This is a genomic window from Muricauda sp. SCSIO 65647 (assembly GCF_021534965.1).
In the GTDB taxonomy this organism is placed as follows: domain Bacteria; phylum Bacteroidota; class Bacteroidia; order Flavobacteriales; family Flavobacteriaceae; genus Flagellimonas_A.
The window spans coordinates 3200148-3227019 of sequence record NZ_CP091037.1 but is presented as its reverse complement, the minus strand read 5'-3'; the positions used below and the strand labels follow the sequence as shown (position 1 = coordinate 3227019).

Sequence of the window (26872 nt, the reverse complement as noted above, 5' to 3'; positions counted from 1 at the left end):
CATTACTTTTAAGAAAAATCCCAATTATGAAAAAATGGATTCGTATTGAGCTTTTCATCATACTGTTGGCTACCGTAACGGTTTGGTTTAAATCTTGTAAGGAAAACACGGTCAAAGACACACAAGATTTGGCAGTGAATACAGAAGCTATAGAAACATCGCAGAAAAAAGTTGCCAAAAGACCTGTATCCAAAATATTCAAAGACTATTGGTACGCCGGGGAGGCCGAAATCACTAGTTATCAATTAGAGCAGGCCCGTTACGGTGAAATGCGTGAGGGCACGGCAGTGCTCATTTTTGTGACCGAGCCCTTTTTACCGGAGATACAGGTAAAAGCAGACCGAAGCAATCAAGACAATGTACCGGTGCTAAAACTCAATGCGACCAAAAAATATCTGACGGGCATCTACCCCTATTCGATAATGAGCAGCACCTTTTACCCCGTTCATGACAACCAACATGCACTGAAGACCAGTTTCAGCGCACAAGAATGGTGTGGTCAGGTCTACGCCCAAATCAACAACCGTGATCAGTTCGAGGTTACTTCGCACAGTTATTTTGAAAGCGAGGCCGATCAAAGCTTTTCACTGCAAAAAGAAATACTTGAAAACGAACTTTGGAACAAGATCAGGATCAATCCCGATGATTTGCCAGTTGGCGATCTAGATGTGGTCCCTTCTTTAGAATATATCCGATTGGGGCATAAAGAGGTAAAGGGCTATGGGGCTACGGCCAATCTTGATAAGGATGGTGAGACTTCAACCTATACCCTCCACTATCCTGAATTGGATAGGACACTTTCGATTACGTTCGCCAATGATTTTCCGCATACGATAGAAAATTGGTCAGAAGAGTTCAAAAGTGGATTTGGAAAAAATGCAACGCTGTTGACTACCAAGGCAACAAAGATCAAACTACTAAAAACGCCCTATTGGCGGCAAAATTCAAATAAATATACCGTACTTCGTGATACACTTGGACTGTAACCGACCATGAGAGAATTTTTCTTTAACCATCAAAGTGAATTGCTGGCCACCCTGATTTGTTTGCTGGCCTTTGCGATCTTACGATTTCTATCGGTCAAGACCATAAAAAGAGTAGGCCGGATCAGTGAGATCAACCGTGTACGTACCCGATTGGTCGTCAAGTATGTCACTTTCGGTTTGTTTATGGTCTTACTCATTGTTCTAGTGTTGGTTTGGGGTATCAATGTTCAAGAAATTGGGCTAATGCTATCCTCAATATTTGCGGTTATCGGGGTAGCCCTTTTTGCTACATGGTCAATTTTGAGCAATATCACTTCGGGCATCATTCTATTCTTTTACTTTCCCTTCAAGATAGGGGACCGCATTCGCATTCAAGACAAAGAATTTCCTGAAGAGGCCATCATTTTGGACATTAAGGCCTTTCATATGAATCTCATCAAAGACAACGGTGAACTATTGACCTACCCCAACAACCTCTTACTACAAAAAGGGGTCGTATTGATTCAAAAACAGGTGGCCACCGAAGATGATCTTGAACAGCTGTTTTGAGCTGTTAAAGAAGTTCTAAATAACAGGCCCTTGGTTGTTAATATTTCTATATTTGGCCGATACCCTTAAACAATAGACTATGCAGAAGTTTTGGGCAGTATGTTTCATCATAGCCTCTTTCTCTCTATCATCAAATGCCCAAAAACCTGAAAAGCTAATTTCCTCTGAAATATTCCATGAGCTTCAGAAATTGAATTTTTTGGGTACCGCATTGTATGTAGCGGCACACCCCGATGATGAAAACACACGGCTCATTTCGTATTTATCAAATCATGTAAATGCCAGAACCGCCTATTTATCGATCACCAGGGGCGACGGTGGGCAAAACCTTATTGGTCCGGAATTGCGAGAACTTTTGGGAGTGCTTCGAACACAAGAGTTACTAGCGGCCAGAAAAGTAGATGGCGGAGAACAACGATTTACCAGGGCCAACGATTTCGGCTATTCAAAGCGTCCTGATGAAACCTTTAGAATATGGGACAAAGAAGTCGTTCTGGGCGATATGGTGAGGGCAATACGCGAATTGAAGCCCGATGTCATCATTAACCGCTTTGACCATAGAACACCCGGTAGAACGCACGGTCACCATACCGCATCAGCCATGCTTGGTCTAGAAGCCTTTGAGCTCGCGGGCGACCCCAATGCTTACGACGAGCAACTTGAACATCTAGACACATGGCGGCCCGAGCGTATCTTTTTCAATACCTCATGGTGGTTTTACGGTAGTCAAGAAAATTTTGAAAAGGCCGATAAATCGAAAATGTTGAAATTGGATGTAGGGGTTTATTATCCTGAACTTGGGGTTTCAAACAATGAAATCGCTTCTCTGGCCAGTAGTCAACACCTTTGTCAGGGTTTCGGCAGAATGTCGACAAGGGGATCTCAAGACGAGTATGTCGAACTCATCAAGGGTTCACTGCCCAAAGATAAGACCGATCTTTTTGATGGAATCGACACCTCATGGTCAAGGATCGAAGGCGGTGCGGTAGTTGGCGCCATTTTAAATGAAATCGAGAGAACCTTTAATTTTCAAAACCCAAGCGTTCATGTACCCAAGCTACTGGAAGCCTTTGAACTATTGCAAAACGTGAAGGACGATCATTGGCGAAAATTGAAGACCGGGCATTTGAAAGATATCATCTTGGCCTGTTTGGGTCTCTATTTAGAGGCCAGTGCCACATCGGCGACCACATTTCAGGGCGATTCTGTTGAAGTCAACATCGAGGTCTTAAACCGTAGTGCCATGAACGTGAAACTTGAATCCATAACGATTTCAGATACGTACGCCCAACTTTCTCCTGATATGGTGCTCGAAGAAAACATGAAGAAAGACTTGAAGTTGAACTTTCAGGTTCCCGAAAAAAAGAACTATACGAGTCCGTATTGGTTACGGGAAAATGGAAGCATGGGCATGTACAAGGTTTCAGATACCGATTTGATCGGCCAACCCGAAACGCCACCAGCCTTCAAGGCCACTTTTGTGCTGAATTTTGACGATAAAGCAATCGAATTTGAAAAGCCCGTCGTACATAGATACTCAAAACCTGATAAGGGCGAACTGTATGAGCCGTTTGTGGTACTTCCGAAAGTAACGGCTTCCTTTGCGGAAGATGTGCTCATTTTTCCAAAAGCAGATCCAAAAACAGTCTCTGTAATAGTTCGTGCAGAAAAAGAAAATGTTTCGGGCACGGTATCCATAGAACACCCCGTAGGTTGGTCGATTTCGCCATCTAGGGCAACCTTTGCCCTATCTCAAAAGGGAGAGACAAAAACCATTGATTTTTTGATTACTCCACCTAGTCAAGACAGTGAAGGTACCATCAGCCCAAAGATAATGGCTGAGGGTACTGTTTTTGACAAAGAGTTGAATGAGATAGCCTATTACCATATACCCAAACAATATGTGCTTTTACCTGCAAAGGCAAAAGTAGTACGCCTCAACATCATAAAAACAGGCGAGCATATCGGTTATATTGTGGGCGCTGGCGATAAGGTTCCCGAAAGCCTGAAACAAATCGGTTATCAGGTGCACACCCTAAATGTCGATGACATCGACGAAGGCGTTCTCTATAAATATGATGGTATCGTGGTCGGCATCAGGGCCTACAATGTGATAGAGAAATTAAAATTCAAGCAACCCCATATATTAGACTACGTAAAGAACGGTGGTAACCTCATCGTACAGTACAATACTGCCAATCGTTGGCGAACACAGTTTGAGAACATTGCTCCCTACCCCTTGAAAATTTCTAGGGATCGGGTCACCAATGAGAACGCACCTGTAGAAATACTCGCCAAAAGTCATGCCCTTGTCAACTTCCCCAATCAGATTACCGAGCGTGATTTTGACGGATGGGTACAAGAAAGGGGCCTTTACTTCCCGAATGAATGGGGCGATGAGTTCACCCCCATACTATCGATGGCAGACGAGGGTGAAGATGCCAAGAAAGGGAGCCTTTTGGTAGCTCCCTATGGAAAAGGGTATTATATCTACACTGGGCTTAGTTTTTTTAGGGAACTGCCGGCAGGAGTGCCCGGGGCGTTCAAATTGTTTGCCAACATGCTTTCGATAGGAAAGGAAAATGTTCAATCGACCGATGAAATCAAAGGATAAACTACTCACAAAGTTTGTTTGGAAATGGGAATATACATTAGTACTGTTGCTCAATACAATGTATATCATCATTTTCCATTTTTTAATGCGGGGAAATATTTGACCTATGGTGATACTTGACTGGGTAGTTCTTAGCGGAACACTTTTGTTCATAGCCGGCTACGGTGTCTGGAAAACCAGGGGCAGCAAAAGTGTTGACGACTACGTACGTGGGGGCAACAAGGCCCGTTGGTGGACCATAGGGCTCTCGGTGATGGCCACCCAAGCCAGTGCCATTACTTTTCTCTCGACCCCGGGTCAGGCATTTCACGATGGTATGGGCTTTGTGCAATTCTATTTTGGGCTTCCATTGGCCATGATCGTCATTTGCGCCATCTTTGTACCGATTTATCACAAGCTTAAAGTATTTACGGCCTACGAACTGCTTGAAAAACGGTTCGACCTCAAGACAAGAACCCTTACCGCTATTCTTTTTTTGATACAGCGCGGGCTTGCTGCGGGTATCACGATTTTTGCGCCGTCAATTATCTTATCGGCCGTTTTGGGCTGGGACCTGAGAACGCTAAACATCATCATTGGTATTATTGTCATCATCTATACCGTTTCTGGTGGCACCAAGGCAGTGAGCGTGACCCACAAACAACAGATGTTCATTATCATGGTGGGCATGTTTTTCGCCTTTTTCTTCATATTGGGGTCGCTACCCATTGACATCACCTTTGGGGAGGTATTGAAAATTGCGGGGGCCAATGAAAAATTGAATATTCTGAACTTCGATTTTGATACCCAGAATCGATACACGTTCTGGAGTGGCATTACGGGTGGTTTCTTTCTGGCCCTTGCCTATTTTGGCACCGATCAAAGTCAGGTACAGCGTTATCTTTCGGGTAAATCAGTACGTGAAAGTCAATTGGGTTTGATCTTCAATGGCATTTTAAAAATACCCATGCAGTTCTTCATTCTTTTGGTGGGCGTAATGGTATTTGTTTTCTATCAGTACAATAGTTCACCGCTCAATTTCAATCCTGCGGCCAGCGAAGCCGTTTTGTCATCTACTTATGCCGAAGATTACCGGCAACTTGAGCAAGGGCATAAAGAGCTGGAAACCGAAAAGAGAATGGCCCAAAATGAATTCTCAAAGGCATGGGGCGTCAAAGACTACAATGCCATCGAAGAGGCACGGATCAAAATGGTCGACTTGAACAAAAAGGAAAGCAGTAACCGTGATGCAGCCAGAACGTTGATTGCCCAAGCAGACAGTACGGTCGAGACCAATGACAAAGATTATGTGTTCATCCACTTCATATTGAACAATTTGCCCATAGGTCTGGTCGGTCTTCTATTGGCCGTGATCCTTTCGGCGGCCATGTCTTCAACAGCATCAGAATTAAACGCCCTGGGGACCATAACGGCCATTGATCTGTATAAACGCAACAAAAAGACCCAGTTGAACCAAAGCCAATATGTAAGGGCGACCAAGGCCTTTACCTTGTTATGGGGTGTCATTGCGATTGTCATAGCTTGTGTGGCCAATCTTTTTGATAATCTAATACAATTGGTCAACATTATTGGTTCTATTTTCTACGGCAACGTACTGGGTATTTTTCTTCTTGCTTTCTTTTTTAAGTTTGTCAAAGGCAATGCCGTTTTCATTGCGGCCATCATAACGCAAATAATCGTCATTATCGGGTGGAGCCAAGACTGGATGTCTTATCTATGGCTCAACGCATTTGGTTGTGCATTGGTCATTCTCATTGCGATTATCCTTGAAACTTTTGACCGATGGCTGCGGAACCCTGCCTTTGAAGCATAAAAAACCCCGACCGCAATATGGTCAGGGTTTTCAAGAAATAAATATTCTTTTCCTTTATAGGGCGCCCCACTCTTTCAGGGAATCTTTGTTCAATTTGACATAGTCAGCATTACCTGCTTCTTCCGCGACTGCCAATGATTTCTTTGCCGCTGCAATGGCCCCTTGCTTATCGCCCATTTTGGCATAGATCAACGATTGTTTGCGCATCATCCAAAAGGCCTTGTCGTTCATTGATACCGCCTTATCAATCCATTCTTTGGCCTTTGCCAGATCTTTTCCCTCGTCCATATAATACGCTGCGGCAGCATAGTAGTCGTTGGCCGAAGGCCCTGACATTGCAGCTTCTATGCTTTTGGTCGCCTTTTTATCAGTGGGTACTTCAAACTTCACGCCTACGTATTGGTTTTCCCAAAGCATCCCTAAAGTAGCTCCATTATTGTGCAGATCATCAATAGTGATCGTGAAGGTCTCGATGGGCATTGGCATTTGCATTACCTCAACCTTGGTGGTAACGGCCACTTTTGCATCGTCCCATTTTCTAGGAGTACCCCAATTCTCGGCATCTGAATAAAAAATTACTTCCCAAACGGTTTCACCTGGTTTGGTAAAAATAGCATAGTTACCCGCTTTGAGTTCTTTGCCACCGATGGTGACATCATCGCTGAACGATACCGTTGTATTTTTATTGGCACCGGTTCTCCACAATTTATCATAGGGAACAAGGTTTCCGAAAATAGTTCTTCCTTTCATGGAAGGTCGTGAATACTTGACCACCACGTCGGTCAATCCAACAGTCTGTTTTAACTTACTGGACGGACTTGGCTGGGGGGTCTGCATTTGGGCTGAAAGCGTTACTGAGAGTAGACCCACGAACGCAAACAAGGCTAATCTTTTCATTTTGAAAGTGTTTTATCGTTAGTCTGACAAAACTAAAGATAAAGGCAGGCCAAGTTTGTTAAAATAAGCCTAAATAAGCATTTTCAAAACTTGAAATATGGTTTCGAAACCGTTTTTCCCTTTAAAAAAAAAGTGAAGTAGTAAACCGATGGGCCCAGAGTGGAAAGATCAATGGAATCGCTCTGTAATTCTTCAAGGGGCACGAATTGTACTTGTCTACCGCTAGTATCGAAAATACCCATGCCAAATATGGCACGGGACGTGTTCAATCGATAGTTCAATAGTTCTGAGTCAAGTCGTTTATAAAGAACCAGTTGGTCATTATTTAGTTGTCCCCCATCGGAAGGATTTTCCTCCTCCTCTTCCTCTTCTTCTGGTGGCAAATCATCTTCATCCAATGAAAAACGAAACAAACGGGAAGCTGAACTGACCGGTGGGCTGGAATTGTTGAACTCCTCAGAAGTGGCATAAAAAGTAGCCCCCACTTGCTCAATGGCCTCTATTTGGGCAAAACCGATATCTAGCATTGTCTGTGTCTTTTCCCCAGAAAAGATAGCATTGTCGGTCACCCCCTCAATGACTTCAAAAAAAGGCAATAAAAATTGGTTATAGCCTACCAAATACAATACATTGGAGGCAGAATCGTAAGTAGCCCCGGTTACCAGACCGTTCACTTGATAAGTATCTAGTCGCTCTGCCAAAAACGCGCCTGGCAGCTTTGGAAGACGGTATGCAACCGTACCCTGGCTTTGCCATTGTTTGGTGAGAATAATCAGGTCATCGTTCAACACAAACAGGGCCTCGGCATCCCAATCACTGTTTTGGGCGGTCGTGAAGTCTTCTTGATCTTCATAGAAAAAATCAATTCGCTCTGCGCTGACAGTATCAGCGATATCGTATGCTGCTTTGGCGACCCTGAGTATGGCCAGATCTTGACGGTCGCCGGTATTGTTTCCAAAATCCCCTATGTAAATATAGTCATCGTCTTGGGCAAGGTCTTCCCAGTCAACATTGATGGTGCTTTCTATGGTTACCGTTCGGGTAATCGCCAATGAAACGGTATCGATTTCGAACAACTGTGGCGTATTGCCCGAATCGTTGTGGGTAATTAATTTTCCGTTATAAAAAATCAATCCCGAAGTTTCAGAAATGGTTTGTGGCAATTGCCCCACTGATTGCACATCACTTTGCGCATAGAGCCATCCACCCAAGAAAAACAGAAAAATATATATGAGCCCTTTCATCTTCCAAAATCAGCTGAAAGATACAAACAGGTACAGCAAACTTTGACAAGAATTGGACGAATCTTCAAGAATCACGGTAAATGGAAAACGAAGGTTCAATGTCGTTTATAATTTGTTTAACTTTTTTAATTAAAGTTTAAACAAAATGCTTTTTATCTTTGTCAAAACACTTTTATGAAATTATATCGCCTGTGGGCCAAGCAAGCACTGCCAATATCTAAAACAGAGGCTTGGCAATTTCTTTCTGATCCAAAAAACCTTAAAGTAATCACTCCAGACCATATGGGATTTCATATTCTGTCGGGAGCGGATAGACCCATGTACCAAGGCCAAATCATACAGTATGTGGTAAAGCCGTTTCCAGGTTTTTCTACCAAGTGGGTCACTGAGATCACCCATGTGAAAGAGGGAGAATATTTTGTCGATGAACAGCGGTTCGGACCTTATGCGCTTTGGCACCATAAACATTTCATAAAGGAAATCGAAGGTGGTGTTGAAATGGAAGATCTCATCGATTACAAGATTCCGTTCGGAATCATTGGTCAGTGGGCACAGCCATGGTTGGTCAAAAAACAGCTAAAGCAGATTTTTGAGTACCGTAAAGAAAAGTTGACCGAGCTGTTTGGCACCCTGCCCCATTTTGAGAACGAATTTGAACTGAATTGAACATGTCAAAAAATATTTTATTGATAGGAGGTTCACATGGCATTGGCCTGGCCATGGCAAAAGAACTTGCCAAAGACCATTCTGTTTTTGTAGCCTCTCGAACCCATGGGGAACTAAATGGGTCAGGTATCACCCACATCACATTTGATGCCACCAACGATGAACTCGACGTTTCCCGATTACCGGACGAAATTCACGGATTTGCCTATTGCCCTGGCACTATCAATTTGAAACCGTTCAAAATGTTATCGCTGGATACTTTTAAGGAAGATATGGAAGTCAATTTCTTTTCCTTGGTAAAAATAGTGTCTGCGATAATGTCCAAAATGGCCGAAAAGTCAAGTATGGTCTTTTTTAGTACAGTGGCCGTTGAAACGGGAATGCCCTTTCATACCAGTGTTTCAGCGGCAAAAGGCGCCATTGAGGGGTTTGCCAGATCATTGGCTGCCGAGTATGCCCCAAAAGTTCGGGTAAATTGCATTGCGCCCTCGCTTGTTGATACACCATTGGCCAAAAGATTGCTGAGCAATGAAAAGAAGCAAGGTTTGATGGCCCAAAGGCATCCATTAAAAAGAGTGGGGCGACCTGAAGATATTGCCCAAATGGCTCTATTTTTATTGAGCGATAAAGGCACTTGGATCACAGGACAAGTTCTAGGGGTCGATGGCGGCATTTCTACTTTGAACGTTGATTGATGGCTGACAAAATCAATATTTTCTGGTTTCGACGCGATCTGCGGCTTCACGACAATGTAGGGCTGCACCGTGCATTGACCGATAGGCACCCGGTCATGCCCATTTTCATTTTTGACACGGAAATATTGGAAAACCTACCGAAGAATGACGCCCGTGTGACGTTCATATTCGAGACTTTGCAAAATATGCGCCGTACATTGCAAGAAAAGGCCAATAGTAGTTTAGCGATGTATCACGGAGAACCTGGGGATCTTTTTTCTAAACTGATCGCAGGGCACAATGTTCAAACCGTATTCACCAACCACGACTACGAACCCTATGCAAAGCGACGCGACGATACGATAAAAAAATTGCTTGAAAAAAAGGGTGTTGCGTTCAGAACATACAAAGACCATGTTATTTTTGAAAAAGACGAAGTGGTCAAAAATGATGGTCATCCGTATACCGTTTATACGCCTTATAAAAACAAATGGAAGGAGATTTTTGATCGAACAATGCACTTAACCGACCATGAAGTTGTTCCTTTTATGGGAAATTTTGTGAAAAACAACCGTTTGCCCAACCTTTCGTTGAGCGATATCGGATTCAAAAATTCAGCTATCACGGTTCCCAAACATGATGTGTCTTCCCAACTGATAAAAAAATATGAAGATACCCGTGACTATCCCGCTAAAGAAAAAGGTACTTCCCGATTAGGTCCACACCTCAGGTTTGGCACTGTATCCATAAGAAGAATGGTTGAAAAAGCCATTATGGAAAAAGCCGAAGTTTTTTGGAACGAGTTGATTTGGCGTGAGTTCTTCATGCAAATACTATGGCATTACCCGAACACGGTGGGCAATGCCTTTAAACCAAAATACGACCGCATCGAATGGCGCAACGACGAAAATGAGTTTGAAAGATGGAAAAAAGGCGAGACCGGTTTTGCCCTGGTCGATGCCGGTATGCGACAACTCAACGAAACCGGTTACATGCACAACCGGGTAAGAATGCTGGTAGCCAGTTTCTTATGCAAGCATTTACTTGTTGATTGGCGCTGGGGCGAAGCCTATTTTGCCCAAAAACTGCTCGATTATGAAATGGCCAGCAATGTGGGCAATTGGCAATGGGCGGCGGGCAGTGGTGTTGATGCGGCCCCTTACTTCCGTATCTTCAATCCGATGACCCAAGTCGACAAATTTGACAAAGAAAGAACGTATATCAAAGAATGGATTCCTGAATATGGCGCCGATTCTTATCCCGAAAAAATGGTAGACCATAAGATGGCACGAGAGCGTTGTCTGAAGGCTTTTAAAGAAGCATTGGGATAATTCATTTTTTGGTACATTAGAAGCTATTAAAACCTATATAGATGAAAAAAATATTCCTTCTTTTATTCTTGTTCAGCATATCATCCAATATTGGGGCGCAAAAACTTGGTAAAAACAAACAAGTCGTCATCGCATCAGTAGAAAAACACAAAGAAAACCTTATCAAGATCAGTGATTCAATCTGGGCATTGGCAGAGACTGCTTTCAATGAGTCCAAGTCTTCAAAGGTTTTGGCAGATTACGCAGAAGAAAATGGCCTAGCTGTTACTCGTGGGGTTGCAGATATGCCCACAGCCTTCACAGCGACATACGGTTCGGGAAAGCCCGTAATCAGCATTTTGGGAGAGTTTGATGCTTTGCCGGGCATTTCGCAAAAGGCACAGCCCGCCAAAGAACCGCTGAAAGCGGGTGCCGCAGGCCACGGTTGCGGCCATAACTTGTTCGGGGCCGCCAGTCTTGGGGCCGCCATTGCCATTAAAGAGCTTATAGCCGAAGGTAAAATCAAAGGAACGGTCAAATTTTTGGGTACTCCGGCCGAAGAGAAATATTTTGCCAAGGTCTGGATGGTCGAGGCCGGGCTATGGAACGATGTCGATGTCAACATCAGTTGGCACCCTGGCGCCGAAATAGAGGCCGATGTGCAAAGTAGTTTGTCTTTAATCGATTTCATCGTCGAATTCTATGGCCAGGCCGCGCATGCTTCCTCAGACCCTTGGAATGGCCGCAGTGCCTCTGATGCCTTAGAACTTTATACCACGGGCATCAATTACTATCGTGAACATATCAAACCTACTTCACGCCTACATTACCACATTCAAGATGGCGGACAAGTCGTAAATGTCGTTCCGGATTATGCGAAGATTTGGGTGCGCGTTCGTGACCCAAAGCGAAAAGTGATGTTGCCTACCTACGAACATGTCAAAAAAATGGCCGAAGGTGCGGCTATCATGGCCAATGTCGATTATAAGATTTCATTGGTCTCAGGTATTTATGAGACCTTGGTGAACCGTACGGGCGGTGAAATCATGCAAAAGAATTTAGAATTGCTTGGCCCCATTACCTATACCGAAGAGGAAACCACTTTTGGCAAGGCAATCCAAAAAGCCACTGGAAAACCAGAGATAGGTATGGACAGCAAAATTCATCAGTTGAAAGAAACCGAAGAAAATCCTGGGGGAGGCTCAACAGACGTGGGCGATGTAAGCTGGAACGTACCGAACATCAATTTAAGGGTTACCGTGGCCCCAAAAGGTACACCGTGGCACTCATGGGCCGTAGTGGCCTGTGGAGGCATGAGCATAGGTCACAAAGGTATGGTTCATGCGGCAAAGGCCATGGCAATGACCATGGTCGATCTCTTTGAAAATCCAAAATTGATCGAAAAAGTAAAAGAAGAATTCAAAGTGCGTAAAGGTGACGAAAAATACGAGCCCATGATCGATGGCCCGCCACCGATCGGTAATAATTAATCCAAACAAAAAAAGTTGCTATGTTCAAATTGTTCAAGAAGAAATCAGAAGTTGAAAAATTACAGGAGAAGTACAAAAAGTTGATGAAAGAAGCTTTTGAGCTATCAAAAATCAACAGATCCGACAGCGATCGTATTTATGCCGAAGCTGATGAAATTCAAAAAAAGATAGAGTCCCTATTGCAATGAAAAAATCTATTTTACAGACATTTCCCCTAGGTTTTCCGTGGCAGACCCAAGATCCATTTTTATTCTGTGTGTATCATCTCGACCATTATCCAAAGGGCAATGAGAACATGGGGCCCGATCCCGAACTACTTGAGGGTAGAAATTTGGGCAATGACTTTACCATAAAGGATGGCTGGCGTATGTACCACGGACATACGGTACCTGGATTTCCCTATCACCCACATCGTGGTTTTGAAACCATTACGATCGTGAACAAGGGTTTTTGTGACCATTCTGATTCACTTGGGGCAGCTGGTCGATTTGGTGAAGGTGATGTACAGTGGATGACCGCAGGACGTGGTGTGCAGCATTCTGAAATGTTTCCTCTGTTGAACACCGATAAGGAGAATCCGCTAGAACTATTTCAAATCTGGTTGAACCTTCCCAAGAGGGACAAATTTACAGCGCCACACTTCAAAATGCTTTGGCATGAAGATATTCCTATCATAAAAGAGGAAAATGCCACCATAAAAGTCATTGCTGGAAACTATAGGGGAACAAAGGCAAACGACCCTGCTCCGAATTCATGGGCCGTAAAACCCGAAAACGAAGTCGCTGTTTGGAATATTCATGTCAATACCAATGTAACCTATACATTGCCAAAGGCCGATACCGAAGTCACAAGAACACTTTATTTTTATGAAGGGTCGGAAATTTTCATCGGAGACAAAAAAATCAATCCGAATTTCGGAATCGCTTTAGACGCCACCCAAGAAACCCAAATACGAATCGGAAGTGAAAAAGCACATTTTCTTTTGCTACAGGGCAAACCGATAGAGGAACCTATTGCCAAATACGGGCCTTTTGTCATGAATACAGAAGAAGAGATACAGCAGGCCATGGATGAGTATCGGGTGACCCAATTCGGCGGTTGGCCTTGGCCCTACCCCGATAATGTCCACGAGAGGGACAAAGGGCGATTTGCGAAATATCCTGATGGACATACTATTGAAAAATCTTAAACCCTTTCGATTTTGGCCCCGATTTTTTGAAGTCGCTCTTCGATGTTTTCATAACCCCGATCAATCTGTTCGATATTGTGGATAATCGATGTGCCCTTTGCAGAAAGCGCAGCGATCAAAAGTGATACGCCGGCACGAATGTCGGGCGAAACCATGGTGGTGGCCTTTAGGGTAGACCTGAAATCGTGTCCGATAACCGTAGCGCGGTGCGGATCGCAAAGAATGATCTTGGCCCCCATATCCAACAACTTATCCACAAAGAAAAGACGGCTTTCAAACATTTTTTGGTGAATGATCACCTCGCCCCTCGCTTGGGTCGCCACTACCAACATGATGCTCAACAAGTCAGGCGTTAGGCCTGGCCATGGTGCGTCAGCAATGGTCAATATTGATCCATCGATGTAATTATGGATTGCATAACCATCGTTATGCTTGGGTATAAAAATATCATCCCCTTTTTTCTCAACCTGAATTCCCAATTTTCGAAAGGCATCGGGTATCAGGCCCAAATCATCCCAACTGACATTTTTGATGGTCAACTCACTTCGGGTCATTGCAGCAAGACCAATCCAACTGCCAATTTCTATCATATCGGGGAGCATGGTGTGCTCGGTTCCGGCAAGTTGCCCTACCCCTTCAATGGTCAAGAGATTGGATCCAATACCTGAAATCTTGGCGCCCATGCGTACCAGCATTTTACAGAGCTGTTGTAGATAGGGTTCACATGCAGCATTGTAGATGGTGGTGGTACCCTCGGCAAGCACCGCTGCCATGACAATATTTGCAGTGCCCGTTACCGAGGCCTCATCTAACAGCATATAGGTGCCTTTCAATTTCTCGGCCTCTACGCCATAGAAATATTCTTCCCGGTTATAGCGAAATTGTGCGCCGAGCTTGATAAAACCCTCAAAATGGGTATCCAATCGCCTTCTCCCTATTTTATCACCACCGGGTTTTGGTATGTATCCTTTTCCAAATCTGGCCAACAATGGGCCTACCAGCATAATAGATCCACGCAGGCCACGGCCGTCTTGTTTGAACTTTTCTGTCTGTAGATAATCAAGGTCGACCTCATCGGCTTTAAAGCTGTAAGTACCCTTGCCCTTGTGCTGGACCTTAACACCCAGGTTCTTGAGAAGATCGATCAACTTGTTGACATCGATGATATCGGGTATATTGTTCACCACAACTTCTTCTGGGGTCAATAGAACGGCGCAAAGTATTTGAAGGGCCTCGTTTTTGGCTCCTTGTGGAATTATCTCTCCATGAAGCTGGTGGCCACCCTCAATTTTAAAAGTTCCCATGAAGTGAAGCGGTTAATGCCTTTTTTTACGGCTGTTGCGTTGTCCTTTTTTGGTATTGCCCCTATTTGATTTCTGTGAGCGGTTCTTGAGAAACTGATTGCTTTCCGTTAAGTTTTCACCATCTGGTGCCAGATCGATCTCGCCATTGCTCAACTCTTTAAGATGCTCAAAGATGACTGAATCTTCAACACTATCTTTGTTCCAATTCAGGTAACACTTTTTCATGTGGTTTGCAATGGCATACTCAAGGCCATCACGCATATCGCCTTTTTCCCAGCCCACGGCCACATCGATCATTCTTTTTATGTTATTGCCATAAAAACGATACTTCGGATGGTTCTGTGGGTATTCAAGCGGGTCAGGTCGCTGCTGCAATACCTCTTTTGATGGTATGGGAAAGGGAGAATCGACATCCAACCTAAAATCGGCCATGATGAACAATTGGTCCCATAGTTTATGTTGAAAATCGGGCACATCCCTTAAATGGGGCTGCAAATTGCCCATCACACTAATAATGGCCTTGGCCACCCTGTTGCGCTCTTCCTTATCTTCGATAGAGACACAATGATCGACCATTTTCTGAAAATGGCGCCCGTACTCGGGTATAATAAGTTTCGGTCTTTCGGTATTGTACTCTAGGTTTTCTACTAAATTCAAACTGGAGAGATTTTAAATTTTCTGCTAGAAGCTTAACGGCTGCAAAATAATAAAATTATGACAGTCATGGGATGTCAAAGCGAAATAACCCCTTCGATCGAAGAAACTTTTAGATATTTTTCGATAACCGCGTCGGGTCCGCTCAGGTGTACCATTACCGATATGCTGGTATAATTGCCCTTTTTTGACTTTTTAGACTCGATTACGGCTCCTGTATTATCAAAGATTTTGTTGATGCTATCGATCTTGGCTTCGTCGGTGGGCACGATGAACTTATAGAGATAATCTGAGGGCCAATCCGTATTTTCTTGCAACTGCACTTTCAGTCTTTCATAGAACTCTTCTGATTTGTCCTTTTCCATAAATTAATTTTGTGCAAATATATTCTATATAGGGCATTTTTTTGGCTTATCCCGATTTCATTACTTTGTGGCAAACAAACGATGTGGGGAAAAGGAAAATTGTAGTCACTGGGGCTCCGGGTACGGGCAAGACCTCCGTTATCAAGGGATTGGAAAAAAAAGGCTTTCATTGTTTCCACGAGGTCATACGCTCGATGACCGCCGCTGCCCGAAATGACAAAGATTCAAAAGAACAGGTATCAAACCCATTGGTTTTTGTGAAAGATCCACTTAAATTCAATAAGGATCTGTTGCATGGAAGGATAGAACATTTCGAGGCATCAACCCGGTTACCCACCAAAGTTTGTTTCTTTGATAGGGGTATTCCGGATGTATTGGCCTATATGGATTTTTTCAATCAAGAATACCCCGTAGAATTCGAAAAAGCCTGCGAAAAGAAAAAGTATGATGCCATCTTAATACTGCCCCCATGGAAAGAAATTTATACCTCTGATAACGAAAGGTTAGAGAGCTATAAGGAAGCTGAAGACATTCACAAACATCTTTTCGACACCTATAGACGATTTGGTTATGACCCTATCATTGTGCCAAAAACCTCGGTCGCCAATCGGTTATACTTTGTCACTAAAGCCCTGAAAATAAACTAGTGCAGCGAAATCCCACCGACATATTGCAACACCATTGGGGCTTCAAAAGCTTCAAGGGCTCACAAGAAAAAATCATCAATGCCTTGCTCAAAAACCATGATGTACTGGCACTGATGCCCACTGGTGGGGGCAAATCATTGTGCTATCAAATTCCGGCATTGGCCAAAGACGGCCTTTGTATTGTGATCTCTCCCTTAGTCTCACTTATTCAAGATCAAGTACAGCGATTGAAAAAAATGGGCATCAAGGCCATGGCCTTGACCGGCCGCATTGGTGCCGATGAACTTATAGACCTTCTTGACAATTGTCAGTTTGGCGGCTATAAATTTCTGTACCTCTCGCCCGAAAGACTGCAACAGTCTTTGGTACAAGAACGCATACAGCAAATACAAATCAATATGGTGGCCATCGATGAAGCACATTGCGTCTCTCAATGGGGCCATGACTTCAGGCCAGCCTACCTAAAGTGCAACATTTTAAAAAAATTGGCCCCAGAGGCCCCGATGATCGCCCTTACGGCGACCACCACCAAAGAAGTCTCAAAAGATATCATAACAGAACTTGAACTTGAAGACCCATTGGTATTCAAAGATTCTTTGTTGAGAAAGAACATTGTTTTTCATGTCAAAAACACAGAGGACAAATTATACCAACTTCAACAACTGATAAGCAAAGAAAGTGGCTGCAGCATAGTTTATGCCGGCACCAGAAGGGCAACGGTAGAAATTGCCTCTCAATTAAAAAACAAGGGAGTCAATGCTGATTTTTTTCATGGCGGACTGGCCAGCTATGAAAAAGAACAAAAACTTAAGGCGTGGCTCAATAATGACATAGACATAATGACGGCTACCAGTGCCTTCGGCATGGGGGTTGACAAGGCCGATGTACGAAAAGTGGTTCACTACCACATTCCCGATAGCCTTGAAAGCTATTTTCAAGAAGTGGGCAGGGCAGGCCGGGATGGGTTATTTGCAAAAGCAATTCTTTTGACCAATGAACAAGATAGGTTACAGGCGAAAAAACAGTTCGTTGCCACCCAACCCGATGTGGAATATATACGATTGTGCTACAAAAAACTGAACGCCTATTTTCAAATCCCCTATAGTGAAGGCGCAGGTCAGACTTTTTCGTTCTTTTTCAATGACTTCTGCCATCAGTATCGGTTGAATCCGTTGCTGACATACAATGCCATGAAAATTTTAGATCAGCACTCGGTCATTTCATTATCAAATGCCTTTGGTCAAAAGACCACGGTTCAATTTGTGGCCAAAAAGCAAGAACTCTTTAAATATATTGAAAACAATAGGGCCTTTGAGGGTTTGATTAAAACGGTACTCCGTACCTACGGGGGTATTTTTGACTATGAGACACCAATAAACACTTTGTCGATAGCAAAAAAAACAGCTAGACCAGAGAAAGAAATACACATCCTGTTTGAACGTTTGCAGAAAGATGGCATTCTCGAATACAAATCCTCAAAGAGTGACATTGAATTGACTTTTCTACTTCCTCGTGAAGATGATAAGACCATCAATACCTTTGGTCATAAGGTCACGCATTTCAATAACGTCAAAAAGGGAAAGTTTGAAGACATGCTGGCCTACATCGACAACACCTCTATATGTAGAAGTCGATTTTTATTGCAGTATTTCGGGGAAAAAATAGAGTCGCCTTGTGGTCGATGTGATGTGTGCCTCAATAAACGAAAACGGCCGCTTTCTGAACTCAAAAAGATAAAAACCGATGTCTTTAAACTTCTCGAGCAACACCACATGACCTCAAAAGAATTGATAAATAGCTTACCTTATGATGAAAGTCTTATAATAGGGGTAATTCAAGAGCTTTTGGATGAAGAAAAAATAACCGTGAATGAAAAAAACCAATATGGCCCAAACCGATAAGCAAAGAGAGCTACGCATTGTTTTCATGGGAACCCCAGAATTTGCCGTAATCAGTCTTGATCATCTTTTGAGGACCGAACACAACGTGGTCGGTGTGATCACCTCACCCGATAAACCCTCGGGCCGTGGTCAAAAACTGCATGAATCAGCTGTAAAAAAATATGCCCAAGAAAAAAAGTTGCCCGTTTTGCAACCTAAAAATCTAAAAGACGAGCATTTTTTGAAAGCGTTGAAAAACTTGAATGGCAACCTTCAAATAATCGTGGCCTTCAGAATGCTTCCCAAGGCAGTATGGGAGGTTCCCAAATATGGCACTTTCAATTTGCACGCCTCGCTATTGCCCGAATATAGGGGGGCCGCACCTATCAACTGGGCCATTATCAATGGTGAAACCGAAACTGGGGTCACCACTTTCTTTATTGACGAGAAAATAGATACGGGCGAGATTATTCTCCAAGACCGAATTGAAATCACTGAAAAGGAGACAGCTGGCGAACTGCATGATAAATTGGCTGTAGTAGGTGCAGATTTGGTACTCAAGACCGTCAACCAAATAAAAAAAGGAACACTCGTGACAACCAAACAGAGAGAGGCCCCTGAATTGAAACAAGCCCCCAAAATATTTAGGGAAACCTGTGAAATTGATTGGTCAAACCCTATCGATGTCATTTACAACCATATCCGCGGCCTTTCTCCCTACCCCACTGCTTGGACCACTTTACACAATGACAAAGAGATGATGGTCATAAAGATATATGGATGCGTGAGAGAAAGGGTACATCACGACCTGCCTACAGGCAAAATAATAGTTGACCAAAAAACGATGAAGGTAGCCGTCGATAATGGTTTTATAAGACTGTTACAGATACAAGCGCCTGGAAAACGAAAAATGGATATATCCGATTTTTTGAACGGCAATGAGGTATCAAAAAACGCCTATGTTCGCTAAAGCCCCACCAGTTCTAGCCTTACGAAAAATGTTAAAATATCACGGTTGTTATCAACAAACGTTTCAAGTTATTAACAAAAAAGCCAATTTCCCTTGGTTTTACTTGCTTCGACACCAAATCCCTATAAATTTGTTCAGCATTAAAATATTTTAACAACAATTAATTTGATTCCATTATGAACAAAACAGAGTTAATCGATGCAATGGCTGCAGACGCTGGCATCACTAAGGCAGCTGCCAAGAAAGCATTGGAGTCTTTCTTAGGAAACGTAGAAGGGTCACTTAAAAAAGGAAATAGAGTTTCTTTGGTAGGTTTTGGGTCTTGGTCTGTTTCTAGAAGAAACGCCAGAGAAGGTAGAAACCCCCAAACTGGGCAAACGATCAGAATTGCTGCCAAGAACGTTGTGAAATTTAAAGCAGGTGCTGAATTGAGCAACTCGGTAAATTAATCCACCGTAAACGAAATACATTGAAAAGCACTTCTAAGAGAAGTGCTTTTTTGTTTTGGACTGTTTTGCATTTATAGTATAATATCTTACATTTAAATGCCTCAACACTTGAAATATGGTTGATTCAGAACCAAAAAAGGGAAAATTGTTGATAGCAGAGCCCTCACTTACGGGTGACGTATCATTCAACAGATCTGTTGTACTCTTGGCCGAACACAACGAAGAAGGGTCGGTCGGGTTTATCTTGAACAAACCTTTAGAGTACGATATAACCGAGTTGGTATCGGAAATAACGGTACCTTTTAAGGTCTTCAATGGGGGCCCGGTAGAACAAGACAACCTTTATTTCATTCACAAAGTACCCCATTTGGTCGATGAGAGCATTGAGATTTCCGATGGAATTTATTGGGGAGGTGATTTTGAGCGAATCATCGAGCTCATCAACAACAAAATGATCACTGAAAACGAGATTCGTTTCTTTTTGGGATATTCTGGATGGGCCTCTTTGCAATTAGACCATGAGCTTTCATCAAAGTCTTGGGTGGTGGTCAACAACAAATACGAAAGTGACATCATTCAAAAACCGACCTCTGCTTTCTGGAAGGAAAAGATGCTTGAACTTGGTGGTGATTATCTGATATGGTCAAATGCCCCAGAAAATCCCATCTTGAACTAGGTAAGTCTTGCCAAGGCGTTTAAACGTCCTATCATTTTCTTTGTAAAATCAATCCCATAGCTCTTTTTTCTATAGTGGGTCACAGGAATGATTCCGGAGATGACATTGGTGATGAAGACCTCATCAGCCTTTTGCAGTTCAAACGGCGAGATAGATCTTTCCGTAATTTTAAATTCTTGTGAGTGCCCTAAATTTTCAATGAGCTTCCTTCTTATGATTCCGTTCAGGCACCCATCTTCAAGGGGCGGTGTAATGACCTCATCGCCAAAAACCAAAAAAACATTGCCATTGATGGCCTCTACAACCTGTTTCTTTTGATTCAGCAGCAAACAGTTTTGGTATTCGTTTTCTTGAGTGAATATGCCGGCAACCACATGAATTATCTTATTGGTCGTCTTTAGGTTCGAGAGCATATCGGCATTGACAAAGTAATCTTTGAACAACTCAATGCGATACGTTGCCTCATCGAGTTGATAAAAGAGATTGGCCACTGGCGAAACGTCCATTACCCAAGAGACATCATTGGTTTCAGGAACATAAAAACCACCTTGTCTTCTAAAAACGGTCAATCGTATTCGGGCTGCGGCATCTAAGAGCCCATTGGCCTCGAGGGTCTTTTTGATTTCCTCCCCTAAAAACTCCATGGTAAGTTCCATGGGAATTTCCATTCGAAGAATGCGCATAGAGGCCATCAATCGAAAATAATGGTCTTCAAAAAAGAAAATCTTGCCATTTACCACTTTCAAGGTTTCGAAAAGTGCGTCTCCATACTTGAAGGCCCTGTTTCCGTGGTTAAAAAAAGTGTCGTTTTCTGAAAGTAGCCTACCGTTGAAATTGACCATAAAAAAGTCCCGATTGTTACGGGACCAAAGATACACTTTAGGGAATTATGGTTTCTAGGTAGAGCCCAATACTTGTTTAAGGCTTGAAATTTGGTTCTCCCATAGCATTTTTGCCTCTTCAAGTTCGTCTTCTTCAGCAAAATCGATGATGAACAACGATACATCTTTGGTGATTTCATCAACAATAATGCGCATTTCGAAATAGCTGTCGTCTTCATTTTCTTCCCAAGCAAACCTGACAAATTCATCACTCTTTCGTTTTAACAATTTGGCGCTCTCTTCGGCCCCATCCCAAATGAAATTGAAGATTTCACCGCGTGAATTCACATTATCGGCAAACCACTCTGAAAGCCCGGAAGGAGTAGAAATATATTGATATAACAATTGAGGTGATGACTGAATCACAAACTCTATTTCAAATTTTGTCTTGTCGCCCATTCACTATCTTTTTCTTTCGGCAATATATATGTTTCGGTAATATAAAAAAATAAAAAGCAAATAATAAAATAATATCGTTTTTTGATTGGGCGAAATTAACGATTATATTTGCACCCGCTTTAGCGTCATGGCGAGGTAGCTCAGGTGGTTAGAGCGCAGGATTCATAACCCTGAGGTCGGGAGTTCAAGTCTCCCTCTCGCTACTGAAAACCCTCGAATTTTCGAGGGTTTTTTTTACCAAAGAAACACACAGAATTCAATAGCTTTTACTTTGGTAAAAATCCCCTTAAAAATGCTCGAGGTCTTATCTCAATCGTTGTAGCTGGTGGTTCAAAATGTGATCAGAAAACCATTTGATTAAGTTTGTGTATTCTGTTCTTTAGCTTTTCAGCCTTGTTGCTGGTCGAATTTTTTTTGCTTTACATACCTATATATAAACCTTGGGCCATTAAGAAAGTTTTAGGATTTTTTTTATCTTATACTCTCGAGAAACTAACTAATAAATAACTACAGATTATGTACAAAAAACTTCGATTTTTTTTATTGTTGGTCAGTGTGCTGTTTACAGGTAGTATATTGGCGCAGAATGTGACGGTCAGTGGTACTGTTACAGATGGGGAAAGTGGCGCTCCATTACCGGGGGCCAATGTTATCGAAAAGGGTACTACAAATGGTACTTCTACAGATTTCGATGGTAATTACACAATAACCGTTTCGGGCTCTTCAGCGGTTCTAGAGTTTTCTTCGCTGGGTTTTACCTCTACAGAAGTGGCAGTGGGGTCTCAACAGACTATCAATGTTACGCTGCAACCTGACACAGAGTTGCTTGATGAAGTGGTCGTAACCGCTTTGGGTATCAAAAAAGAAACCAAGGCCCTGGGTTACTCTATTTCTGAGGTAGGTGGTGAAGAAATTGCCACGGTAAAGACGCCAAATGCAATCAATTCGCTTCAAGGTAAGATTGCCGGTGTGAACATTACCCAGAACTCGACCGGTGCCGGTGGTTCCAGTAGGGTTATCATTCGTGGTAACAGTACGTTGACAGGAAACAACCAACCGCTTTACGTGGTAGATGGTATTCCTATCGGTAACGACAACAACGGTTCAGCAAGTATTTGGGGAGGTAACGATGGTGGTGACGGTATTTCAAGTTTGACCCCTGACAATATTGAGTCCGTATCGGTACTGAAAGGTGGTGCCGCGACCGCTCTATACGGTTCTAGGGGTGGTAATGGTGTAATTCTAATCACTACAAAAAGCGGAAGCAAGCAAGAAGGCTTTGGTATAGAATACAGCACTTCTGTGCAATTTGATGTAGTGAATTCATCACTTAGGGATTTTCAGACCGAATACGGCCAAGGTACCATGGGCAGAATTCCTGCGAACGAAGCTGAGGCCTTTGATTTGGGGCTAAATTCTTGGGGGCCAAGGTTAGACGGTTCTCAAGTCGTACAATGGGATGGCGTTGAAAGACCCTATTCTTATGTAGGTGACAATTTGAAGCATTTCTACAGAACGGGTACTACTTTTATCAACACCGTGGCTTTGTCGCATGGATCTGAGAACTCTAATTTTAGGTTTTCGGCATCAGATCTTTCCAATGAAGACATCATGCCCAACTCAAGCTTGAACAGAAAAACGTTTTCTTTGAATGCAGGTACGGTTTTGGCAAGTAAGCTTACGGCTCAGATCAATGCCCAATACATTGTGGAAAATGCCAACAATAGGGTAAGACTTTCCGATGCACCGGGTAATGCCAACTTTACGGTCGGATTGCTTCCTCCCAATGTAGATGTTCGAGATTTTGAGCCTGGGGCCAATGCGGATGGAACAGAAAGAGGTTATTCCAATAATGTGTTCTCCCAAAACCCATATTGGGCCGCTTTCAATTTCAGAAACGAAGATACTAGAAATAGGATCATTGCCTCGGCCTCAGTACAATACGATATTTTAGATTGGTTGTATGTGAGAGGTAGAATAGGTACCGACCACTACACAAGAAAAGAAACCCGTGTTGAGCCATGGGGTACGGCATTTATACCATTGGGCCAAATGAATGAGCAAGAAAGAAGATATACACAGGTTGACTCTGATTTGATTCTGGGTGCTGATAAAGATATCACCGAAAAATTCGCAATATCTGCCTTTGTCGGTGCAAACAAGAACAGCATAGAATTTGAAGAGTTGAATCTGGGAGGCCGGGATTTCATTGTACCTGGCTTGGAAGATATCGCCAATTTAGCCCAGCAAAATAGAAGTAGAAATTACAACAAAAGGGAAATCGGTTCACTCTATGGTTCCATTGAACTTTCGTACAATGATTTCGCTTATTTGACTTTTACAGGCAGGAATGACTGGTTTTCTACACTATCCTTCCCTGGCAAGCAGACTCCGAATGACGACTTCTACTCCTCAATAACAGGAAGTGTGATTCTATCAGATGTGTTCGAGATGCCAACCTTTGTAGATTTCCTTAAACTGCGAGGTGGTTATAGCGAGACCGCTGGCGGTGCTCAAGATGCCTATCAATTGGCACTCAACTATGAAATTTTTGGACAAGGCCATTTAGGACAACCACTTGGAAGAATCTCTGGAGGAACAGTTCCTAACACCAATTTGGTACCATGGAACAAAAGTGAGATAGAAATAGGTGTCGATGCCAGATTCTTTGGTAATAGATTGTCACTTGATCTCGCCTATTATTCCAATGAAACAACCAATGATATTGTGAATGTGACCACCTCGGTAGGTTCTGGTTTTGGTTCTGCTACGGCAAATCTTGGTAAGATTGAAAACCAAGGTGTTGAAGTACTCTTGTCGGGCACCCCAATTCGAACTGCTAATTTTTCATGGTCGGCCAGCATCAATGCCGCATTCAATGAAGGTAAGGTTACTGCCACAAATGCCGATAACGCAGATATTGGTTTAGATGAGCCCAGAACAAGAAATGTAAGAATCCAACATATCGTGGGCCAACCCTATGGTGTCATTTTTGGTACGTCTTACGTACGTGACAACAATGGCAACATCGTTTATGATATAGATGGTGATGGCGTGCCGATTGCCCGACAGGGAGAACGTAAAATATTGGGTGAAGGTGTACCGCCGTGGCAGGTTGGTCTCACAAACACGTTCCAATACAAAAACTTCAATCTGTACTTTTTGATCGATGCGAAATTTGGAGGTCAGCTGTTCTCAGGTACAAACAGTGTCGCTTACGGAACAGGTCTTCATAAAAACACATTGGCAGGTCGTGAAGGCGGGCTTACAGTAAGTGGAGTAGATGGATCTACCTTTGATCCCGATTCAGGTTCTGGAACCTCGTTCACGACAACGGTTACACCAGAAAACTTGCAAACATATTGGGGCAGGGTAAACGACATTGCCGAAGAATTTGTCGAAGATTCTGACTATATTTCCTTTAGACAATTAAGTTTGGGGTATACATTGCCAAGCAAGCTTTTGGATAAGACTTTCTTAAATAGTGTTACAATAAGCTTGATTGGTCAAAATCTTTTCTATCTTAAGAGAAGCATTGACAATGTTGATCCTGAAAGTGCTTACAATGTCAGCAATTCGCAAGGATTGGAATATTTCGGCCTACCTTCGGCCAGAAACTATGGAATTAGTTGTAACATTAAGTTCTAAAAAAAAAATTATGAAAAAAGCGATTTATATTTTATTGTTTGCGCTCCTTCTTGGAGCTTGCGATGAAGGTTTTGAGGAATTGAACGTTGACCCAACAAAACCGACACAAGTAGATGTTTCGACCAAATTGACCGCTGCCCAGTTACTGGCATCAAGTGAACGTTATGATAACTGGAGGGCAAACTTGATATACCAATCTACAATGATGCAACACATCGCCACTACGGCAGGCTATTGGGATGGGGACAAGTACACCTGGAACAGGGGATACGCCTCATCTTTGATGGACAGATATTATGGTGGGGTTGTCAAGCAAGTAGAAGATATGTTGGCGCAGTTAGATGAAGAAGGAGCTCCTGATGAAATGAAGGCAATTACCCGAATTCTACGTGTTTTTGCATTTTCTAGGTTGACCGACCTTTATGGAGACGTGCCTTATAGCGAAGCTGGTAAAGCGGTCATTGAAGGTATTTTGACTCCAAGGTATGACCCACAAAGCGAGATATACGCAGACATGCTCAACGAGTTGAGCGAAGCTGCCGCCGCATTAGGGTCTGGTACTTCTCAGTTCGGTGATGCAGACATTATCTATCAGGGCGATCAGGCCAAATGGAAAAGATTGGCCTATTCATTGATGATGAGGTTAGGGTTTCGCCTGATCAAGGTTGACCCAGCAGGTTCGCAGCAGTGGGTGACAACGGCCATAAATGGTGGCGTTATGGAATCAAATGCAGATATCTTCTATGTGCCCCATACCGGTGGCCCAGAGGGTATCAACCGAAATGGCAATGGTGAGGTTTTCACCGTTGATGGAAATCCAAGGTTGAGCAAGACTTTTGTAGATTTCATGCAGGCCGGCAATGATCCAAGATTACCCATATTGGGGGCCAGAAGAAGTGATGGCAGTACCGCCCCAGCTGACCTGATAGGTTTCCCGAACGGTCTTAACGCCCAAATGCTTTTGGATATGACCGGAGAAGAAAACATGGATAATTATGCAGAGCCCAACCGAAGTATCATTACTGGTGAAGATGCACCGATGTTTTTCCAAACCTATGCCGAGGTTGAGTTTATGTTGGCCGAGGCCAATGTGCGATGGGGTCTTGCAGGCGATGCGGAAACCCACTATAACAATGGGGTAAGGGCAGCCATGGAAATGTTGTCGCTTTATGGTGATGCAGGCGTTATTGCATCTGCGGACATAGATACCTATCTGGCAAACAATCCTTACGATGCGGGTAATGCCCTTGAACAAATCAATACCCAATACTGGGCAGCGACCTTTTTGAATGAGTACGAGTCTTTTTCGAATTGGAGAAGAACAGGTTTCCCTGTTTTGGTACCGATAAATTTCCCTGGTAATGTTACCAATGGTACAATACCCCGTAGAATGTCTTACTCAGAAAGTGAGCAAACAAACAATCCTACCAACTATGCTGAAGCCATTGCCAGACAAGGTTCTGATGAATTGACCACACGCGTGTGGTGGGATGTAAATTAATCTGTTAGTTGAGCGCTAATCTTGATTAAATTAGTTGAGTTAGTTTTAAGTTGGATAAAGGAGAGG

The 26872-nt window shown here is 43.1% G+C and carries 24 protein-coding genes and 1 tRNA gene; 18 read left to right on the top strand and 7 right to left on the bottom strand.

Going from position 1 to position 26872, the window contains the following annotated elements; all coding sequences use genetic code 11:
* Positions 1 to 26: 26 nt before the first annotated feature.
* The 4 genes from L0P89_RS14270 to L0P89_RS14255 all read left to right on the top strand — a co-directional run bounded on the left by L0P89_RS14270 (position 27) and on the right by L0P89_RS14255 (position 5962).
* Positions 27 to 986, top strand: coding sequence for a septum formation inhibitor Maf (locus L0P89_RS14270; RefSeq protein WP_235265787.1), 960 nt, complete (start codon positions 27 to 29; stop codon positions 984 to 986).
* Positions 987 to 992: 6 nt separating this feature from the next.
* Positions 993 to 1535: a mechanosensitive ion channel domain-containing protein gene (locus L0P89_RS14265; protein ID WP_235265786.1), complete on the top strand. Its 543-nt coding sequence runs from the start codon at positions 993 to 995 to the stop codon at positions 1533 to 1535.
* 79 nt (positions 1536 to 1614) lie between these two features.
* The gene (locus L0P89_RS14260) at positions 1615 to 4149 is read left to right on the top strand and encodes a PIG-L family deacetylase (protein ID WP_235265785.1); all 2535 of its coding nucleotides are present in this window, start codon (positions 1615 to 1617) and stop codon (positions 4147 to 4149) included.
* Positions 4150 to 4255: 106 nt separating this feature from the next.
* Positions 4256 to 5962, top strand: coding sequence for a sodium:solute symporter (locus tag L0P89_RS14255; RefSeq protein ID WP_235265784.1), 1707 nt, complete (start codon positions 4256 to 4258; stop codon positions 5960 to 5962).
* 54 nt (positions 5963 to 6016) lie between these two features.
* Here the strand turns inward: L0P89_RS14255 and L0P89_RS14250 are convergent, their stop codons facing one another.
* Complete coding sequence (locus L0P89_RS14250; protein ID WP_235265783.1) at positions 6017 to 6859, bottom strand: DUF2911 domain-containing protein; 843 nt, start codon at positions 6857 to 6859, stop codon at positions 6017 to 6019.
* Between the two features lie 83 nt (positions 6860 to 6942).
* Complete coding sequence (locus L0P89_RS14245; RefSeq protein WP_235265782.1) at positions 6943 to 8103, bottom strand: T9SS C-terminal target domain-containing protein; 1161 nt, start codon at positions 8101 to 8103, stop codon at positions 6943 to 6945.
* 174 nt (positions 8104 to 8277) lie between these two features.
* Here L0P89_RS14245 and L0P89_RS14240 point away from each other — a divergent pair, with 174 nt between their 5' ends.
* The 6 genes from L0P89_RS14240 to L0P89_RS14215 are packed head-to-tail and all read left to right on the top strand — an operon-like array spanning position 8278 to position 13432.
* On the top strand, positions 8278 to 8769 hold the full coding sequence (locus L0P89_RS14240; protein ID WP_235265781.1) for an SRPBCC family protein: 492 nt from the start codon (positions 8278 to 8280) through the stop codon (positions 8767 to 8769).
* Positions 8770 to 8771: 2 nt separating this feature from the next.
* Positions 8772 to 9464, top strand: a complete 693-nt coding sequence (locus L0P89_RS14235; protein ID WP_235265780.1) for an SDR family NAD(P)-dependent oxidoreductase — start codon at positions 8772 to 8774, stop codon at positions 9462 to 9464.
* Positions 9464 to 10774, top strand: a complete 1311-nt coding sequence (locus tag L0P89_RS14230; protein WP_235265779.1) for a deoxyribodipyrimidine photo-lyase — start codon at positions 9464 to 9466, stop codon at positions 10772 to 10774. The genes L0P89_RS14235 and L0P89_RS14230 overlap by 1 nt, the downstream gene beginning before the upstream one ends.
* A 41-nt stretch (positions 10775 to 10815) precedes the next feature.
* Positions 10816 to 12243: an amidohydrolase gene (locus tag L0P89_RS14225; protein WP_235265778.1), complete on the top strand. Its 1428-nt coding sequence runs from the start codon at positions 10816 to 10818 to the stop codon at positions 12241 to 12243.
* Between the two features lie 20 nt (positions 12244 to 12263).
* Positions 12264 to 12431 carry a Lacal_2735 family protein gene (locus L0P89_RS14220; protein WP_235265777.1) on the top strand — a complete coding sequence of 56 codons (168 nt, stop codon included), beginning with the start codon at positions 12264 to 12266 and terminating at the stop codon, positions 12429 to 12431.
* Complete coding sequence (locus L0P89_RS14215) at positions 12428 to 13432, top strand: pirin family protein (RefSeq protein ID WP_235265776.1); 1005 nt, start codon at positions 12428 to 12430, stop codon at positions 13430 to 13432. Before L0P89_RS14220 ends, L0P89_RS14215 begins: the two co-directional genes overlap by 4 nt.
* On the opposite strand, the gene murA is transcribed toward L0P89_RS14215, so the two are convergent.
* The 3 genes from murA to L0P89_RS14200 form a co-directional block, all read right to left on the bottom strand.
* The gene (murA, locus tag L0P89_RS14210; protein ID WP_235265775.1) at positions 13429 to 14736 is read right to left on the bottom strand and encodes a UDP-N-acetylglucosamine 1-carboxyvinyltransferase; all 1308 of its coding nucleotides are present in this window, start codon (positions 14734 to 14736) and stop codon (positions 13429 to 13431) included. The two genes, L0P89_RS14215 and murA, sit on opposite strands and share 4 nt — an antisense overlap.
* A gap of 12 nt (positions 14737 to 14748) precedes the next feature.
* A complete protein-coding gene (locus L0P89_RS14205; protein ID WP_235265774.1) occupies positions 14749 to 15393 on the bottom strand; it encodes a DUF4290 domain-containing protein in 645 nt (214 codons plus the stop codon).
* Between the two features lie 74 nt (positions 15394 to 15467).
* On the bottom strand, positions 15468 to 15755 hold the full coding sequence (locus L0P89_RS14200; RefSeq protein ID WP_235265773.1) for a DUF493 family protein: 288 nt from the start codon (positions 15753 to 15755) through the stop codon (positions 15468 to 15470).
* A gap of 83 nt (positions 15756 to 15838) precedes the next feature.
* Here L0P89_RS14200 and L0P89_RS14195 point away from each other — a divergent pair, with 83 nt between their 5' ends.
* The 5 genes from L0P89_RS14195 to L0P89_RS14175 all read left to right on the top strand — a co-directional run bounded on the left by L0P89_RS14195 (position 15839) and on the right by L0P89_RS14175 (position 20377).
* The gene (locus L0P89_RS14195; RefSeq protein WP_235265772.1) at positions 15839 to 16402 is read left to right on the top strand and encodes an AAA family ATPase; all 564 of its coding nucleotides are present in this window, start codon (positions 15839 to 15841) and stop codon (positions 16400 to 16402) included.
* Positions 16402 to 18303, top strand: coding sequence for an ATP-dependent DNA helicase RecQ (locus L0P89_RS14190; protein WP_235265771.1), 1902 nt, complete (start codon positions 16402 to 16404; stop codon positions 18301 to 18303). The genes L0P89_RS14195 and L0P89_RS14190 overlap by 1 nt, the downstream gene beginning before the upstream one ends.
* On the top strand, positions 18272 to 19252 hold the full coding sequence (gene fmt / locus L0P89_RS14185; RefSeq protein ID WP_235265770.1) for a methionyl-tRNA formyltransferase: 981 nt from the start codon (positions 18272 to 18274) through the stop codon (positions 19250 to 19252). Before L0P89_RS14190 ends, fmt begins: the two co-directional genes overlap by 32 nt.
* 176 nt (positions 19253 to 19428) lie before the next feature.
* Positions 19429 to 19701 (top strand): HU family DNA-binding protein, encoded by a 273-nt coding sequence (locus L0P89_RS14180; protein ID WP_235265769.1) that lies wholly within the window; start codon positions 19429 to 19431, stop codon positions 19699 to 19701.
* Between the two features lie 115 nt (positions 19702 to 19816).
* Positions 19817 to 20377: a YqgE/AlgH family protein gene (locus tag L0P89_RS14175; RefSeq protein ID WP_235265768.1), complete on the top strand. Its 561-nt coding sequence runs from the start codon at positions 19817 to 19819 to the stop codon at positions 20375 to 20377.
* Here the strand turns inward: L0P89_RS14175 and L0P89_RS14170 are convergent.
* Positions 20374 to 21219 (bottom strand): aminotransferase class IV, encoded by an 846-nt coding sequence (locus L0P89_RS14170; RefSeq protein WP_235265767.1) that lies wholly within the window; start codon positions 21217 to 21219, stop codon positions 20374 to 20376. The genes L0P89_RS14175 and L0P89_RS14170 overlap by 4 nt on opposite strands.
* Before the next feature lie 54 nt (positions 21220 to 21273).
* On the bottom strand, positions 21274 to 21657 hold the full coding sequence (locus L0P89_RS14165) for an START-like domain-containing protein (RefSeq protein ID WP_235265766.1): 384 nt from the start codon (positions 21655 to 21657) through the stop codon (positions 21274 to 21276).
* 129 nt (positions 21658 to 21786) lie between these two features.
* Here L0P89_RS14165 and L0P89_RS14160 point away from each other — a divergent pair.
* The 3 genes from L0P89_RS14160 to L0P89_RS14150 all read left to right on the top strand — a co-directional run bounded on the left by L0P89_RS14160 (position 21787) and on the right by L0P89_RS14150 (position 26806).
* Positions 21787 to 21860: transfer RNA gene (locus L0P89_RS14160), tRNA-Met, on the top strand.
* 313 nt (positions 21861 to 22173) lie between these two features.
* Positions 22174 to 25305, top strand: coding sequence for a SusC/RagA family TonB-linked outer membrane protein (locus tag L0P89_RS14155; protein ID WP_235265765.1), 3132 nt, complete (start codon positions 22174 to 22176; stop codon positions 25303 to 25305).
* A gap of 10 nt (positions 25306 to 25315) precedes the next feature.
* Positions 25316 to 26806 (top strand): SusD/RagB family nutrient-binding outer membrane lipoprotein, encoded by a 1491-nt coding sequence (locus L0P89_RS14150; protein WP_235265764.1) that lies wholly within the window; start codon positions 25316 to 25318, stop codon positions 26804 to 26806.
* Positions 26807 to 26872 lie beyond the last annotated feature (66 nt).

What these genes read in the sequence shown, in the direction of transcription:
- L0P89_RS14270 (WP_235265787.1), top strand. Translation starts at nt 27, where the DNA reads ATGAAAAAATGGATTCGTATTGAGCTTTTCATCATACTGTTGGCTACC.
- L0P89_RS14265 (WP_235265786.1), top strand. Translation starts at nt 993, where the DNA reads ATGAGAGAATTTTTCTTTAACCATCAAAGTGAATTGCTGGCCACCCTG.
- L0P89_RS14260 (WP_235265785.1), top strand. Translation starts at nt 1,615, where the DNA reads ATGCAGAAGTTTTGGGCAGTATGTTTCATCATAGCCTCTTTCTCTCTA.
- L0P89_RS14255 (WP_235265784.1), top strand. Translation starts at nt 4,256, where the DNA reads ATGGTGATACTTGACTGGGTAGTTCTTAGCGGAACACTTTTGTTCATA.
- L0P89_RS14250 (WP_235265783.1), bottom strand. Translation starts at nt 6,859, where the DNA reads ATGAAAAGATTAGCCTTGTTTGCGTTCGTGGGTCTACTCTCAGTAACG.
- L0P89_RS14245 (WP_235265782.1), bottom strand. Translation starts at nt 8,103, where the DNA reads ATGAAAGGGCTCATATATATTTTTCTGTTTTTCTTGGGTGGATGGCTC.
- L0P89_RS14240 (WP_235265781.1), top strand. Translation starts at nt 8,278, where the DNA reads ATGAAATTATATCGCCTGTGGGCCAAGCAAGCACTGCCAATATCTAAA.
- L0P89_RS14235 (WP_235265780.1), top strand. Translation starts at nt 8,772, where the DNA reads ATGTCAAAAAATATTTTATTGATAGGAGGTTCACATGGCATTGGCCTG.
- L0P89_RS14230 (WP_235265779.1), top strand. Translation starts at nt 9,464, where the DNA reads ATGGCTGACAAAATCAATATTTTCTGGTTTCGACGCGATCTGCGGCTT.
- L0P89_RS14225 (WP_235265778.1), top strand. Translation starts at nt 10,816, where the DNA reads ATGAAAAAAATATTCCTTCTTTTATTCTTGTTCAGCATATCATCCAAT.
- L0P89_RS14220 (WP_235265777.1), top strand. Translation starts at nt 12,264, where the DNA reads ATGTTCAAATTGTTCAAGAAGAAATCAGAAGTTGAAAAATTACAGGAG.
- L0P89_RS14215 (WP_235265776.1), top strand. Translation starts at nt 12,428, where the DNA reads ATGAAAAAATCTATTTTACAGACATTTCCCCTAGGTTTTCCGTGGCAG.
- murA (WP_235265775.1), bottom strand. Translation starts at nt 14,736, where the DNA reads ATGGGAACTTTTAAAATTGAGGGTGGCCACCAGCTTCATGGAGAGATA.
- L0P89_RS14200 (WP_235265773.1), bottom strand. Translation starts at nt 15,755, where the DNA reads ATGGAAAAGGACAAATCAGAAGAGTTCTATGAAAGACTGAAAGTGCAG.
- fmt (WP_235265770.1), top strand. Translation starts at nt 18,272, where the DNA reads ATGAAAAAAACCAATATGGCCCAAACCGATAAGCAAAGAGAGCTACGC.
- L0P89_RS14180 (WP_235265769.1), top strand. Translation starts at nt 19,429, where the DNA reads ATGAACAAAACAGAGTTAATCGATGCAATGGCTGCAGACGCTGGCATC.
- L0P89_RS14175 (WP_235265768.1), top strand. Translation starts at nt 19,817, where the DNA reads ATGGTTGATTCAGAACCAAAAAAGGGAAAATTGTTGATAGCAGAGCCC.
- L0P89_RS14170 (WP_235265767.1), bottom strand. Translation starts at nt 21,219, where the DNA reads ATGGTCAATTTCAACGGTAGGCTACTTTCAGAAAACGACACTTTTTTT.
- L0P89_RS14165 (WP_235265766.1), bottom strand. Translation starts at nt 21,657, where the DNA reads ATGGGCGACAAGACAAAATTTGAAATAGAGTTTGTGATTCAGTCATCA.
- L0P89_RS14155 (WP_235265765.1), top strand. Translation starts at nt 22,174, where the DNA reads ATGTACAAAAAACTTCGATTTTTTTTATTGTTGGTCAGTGTGCTGTTT.
- L0P89_RS14150 (WP_235265764.1), top strand. Translation starts at nt 25,316, where the DNA reads ATGAAAAAAGCGATTTATATTTTATTGTTTGCGCTCCTTCTTGGAGCT.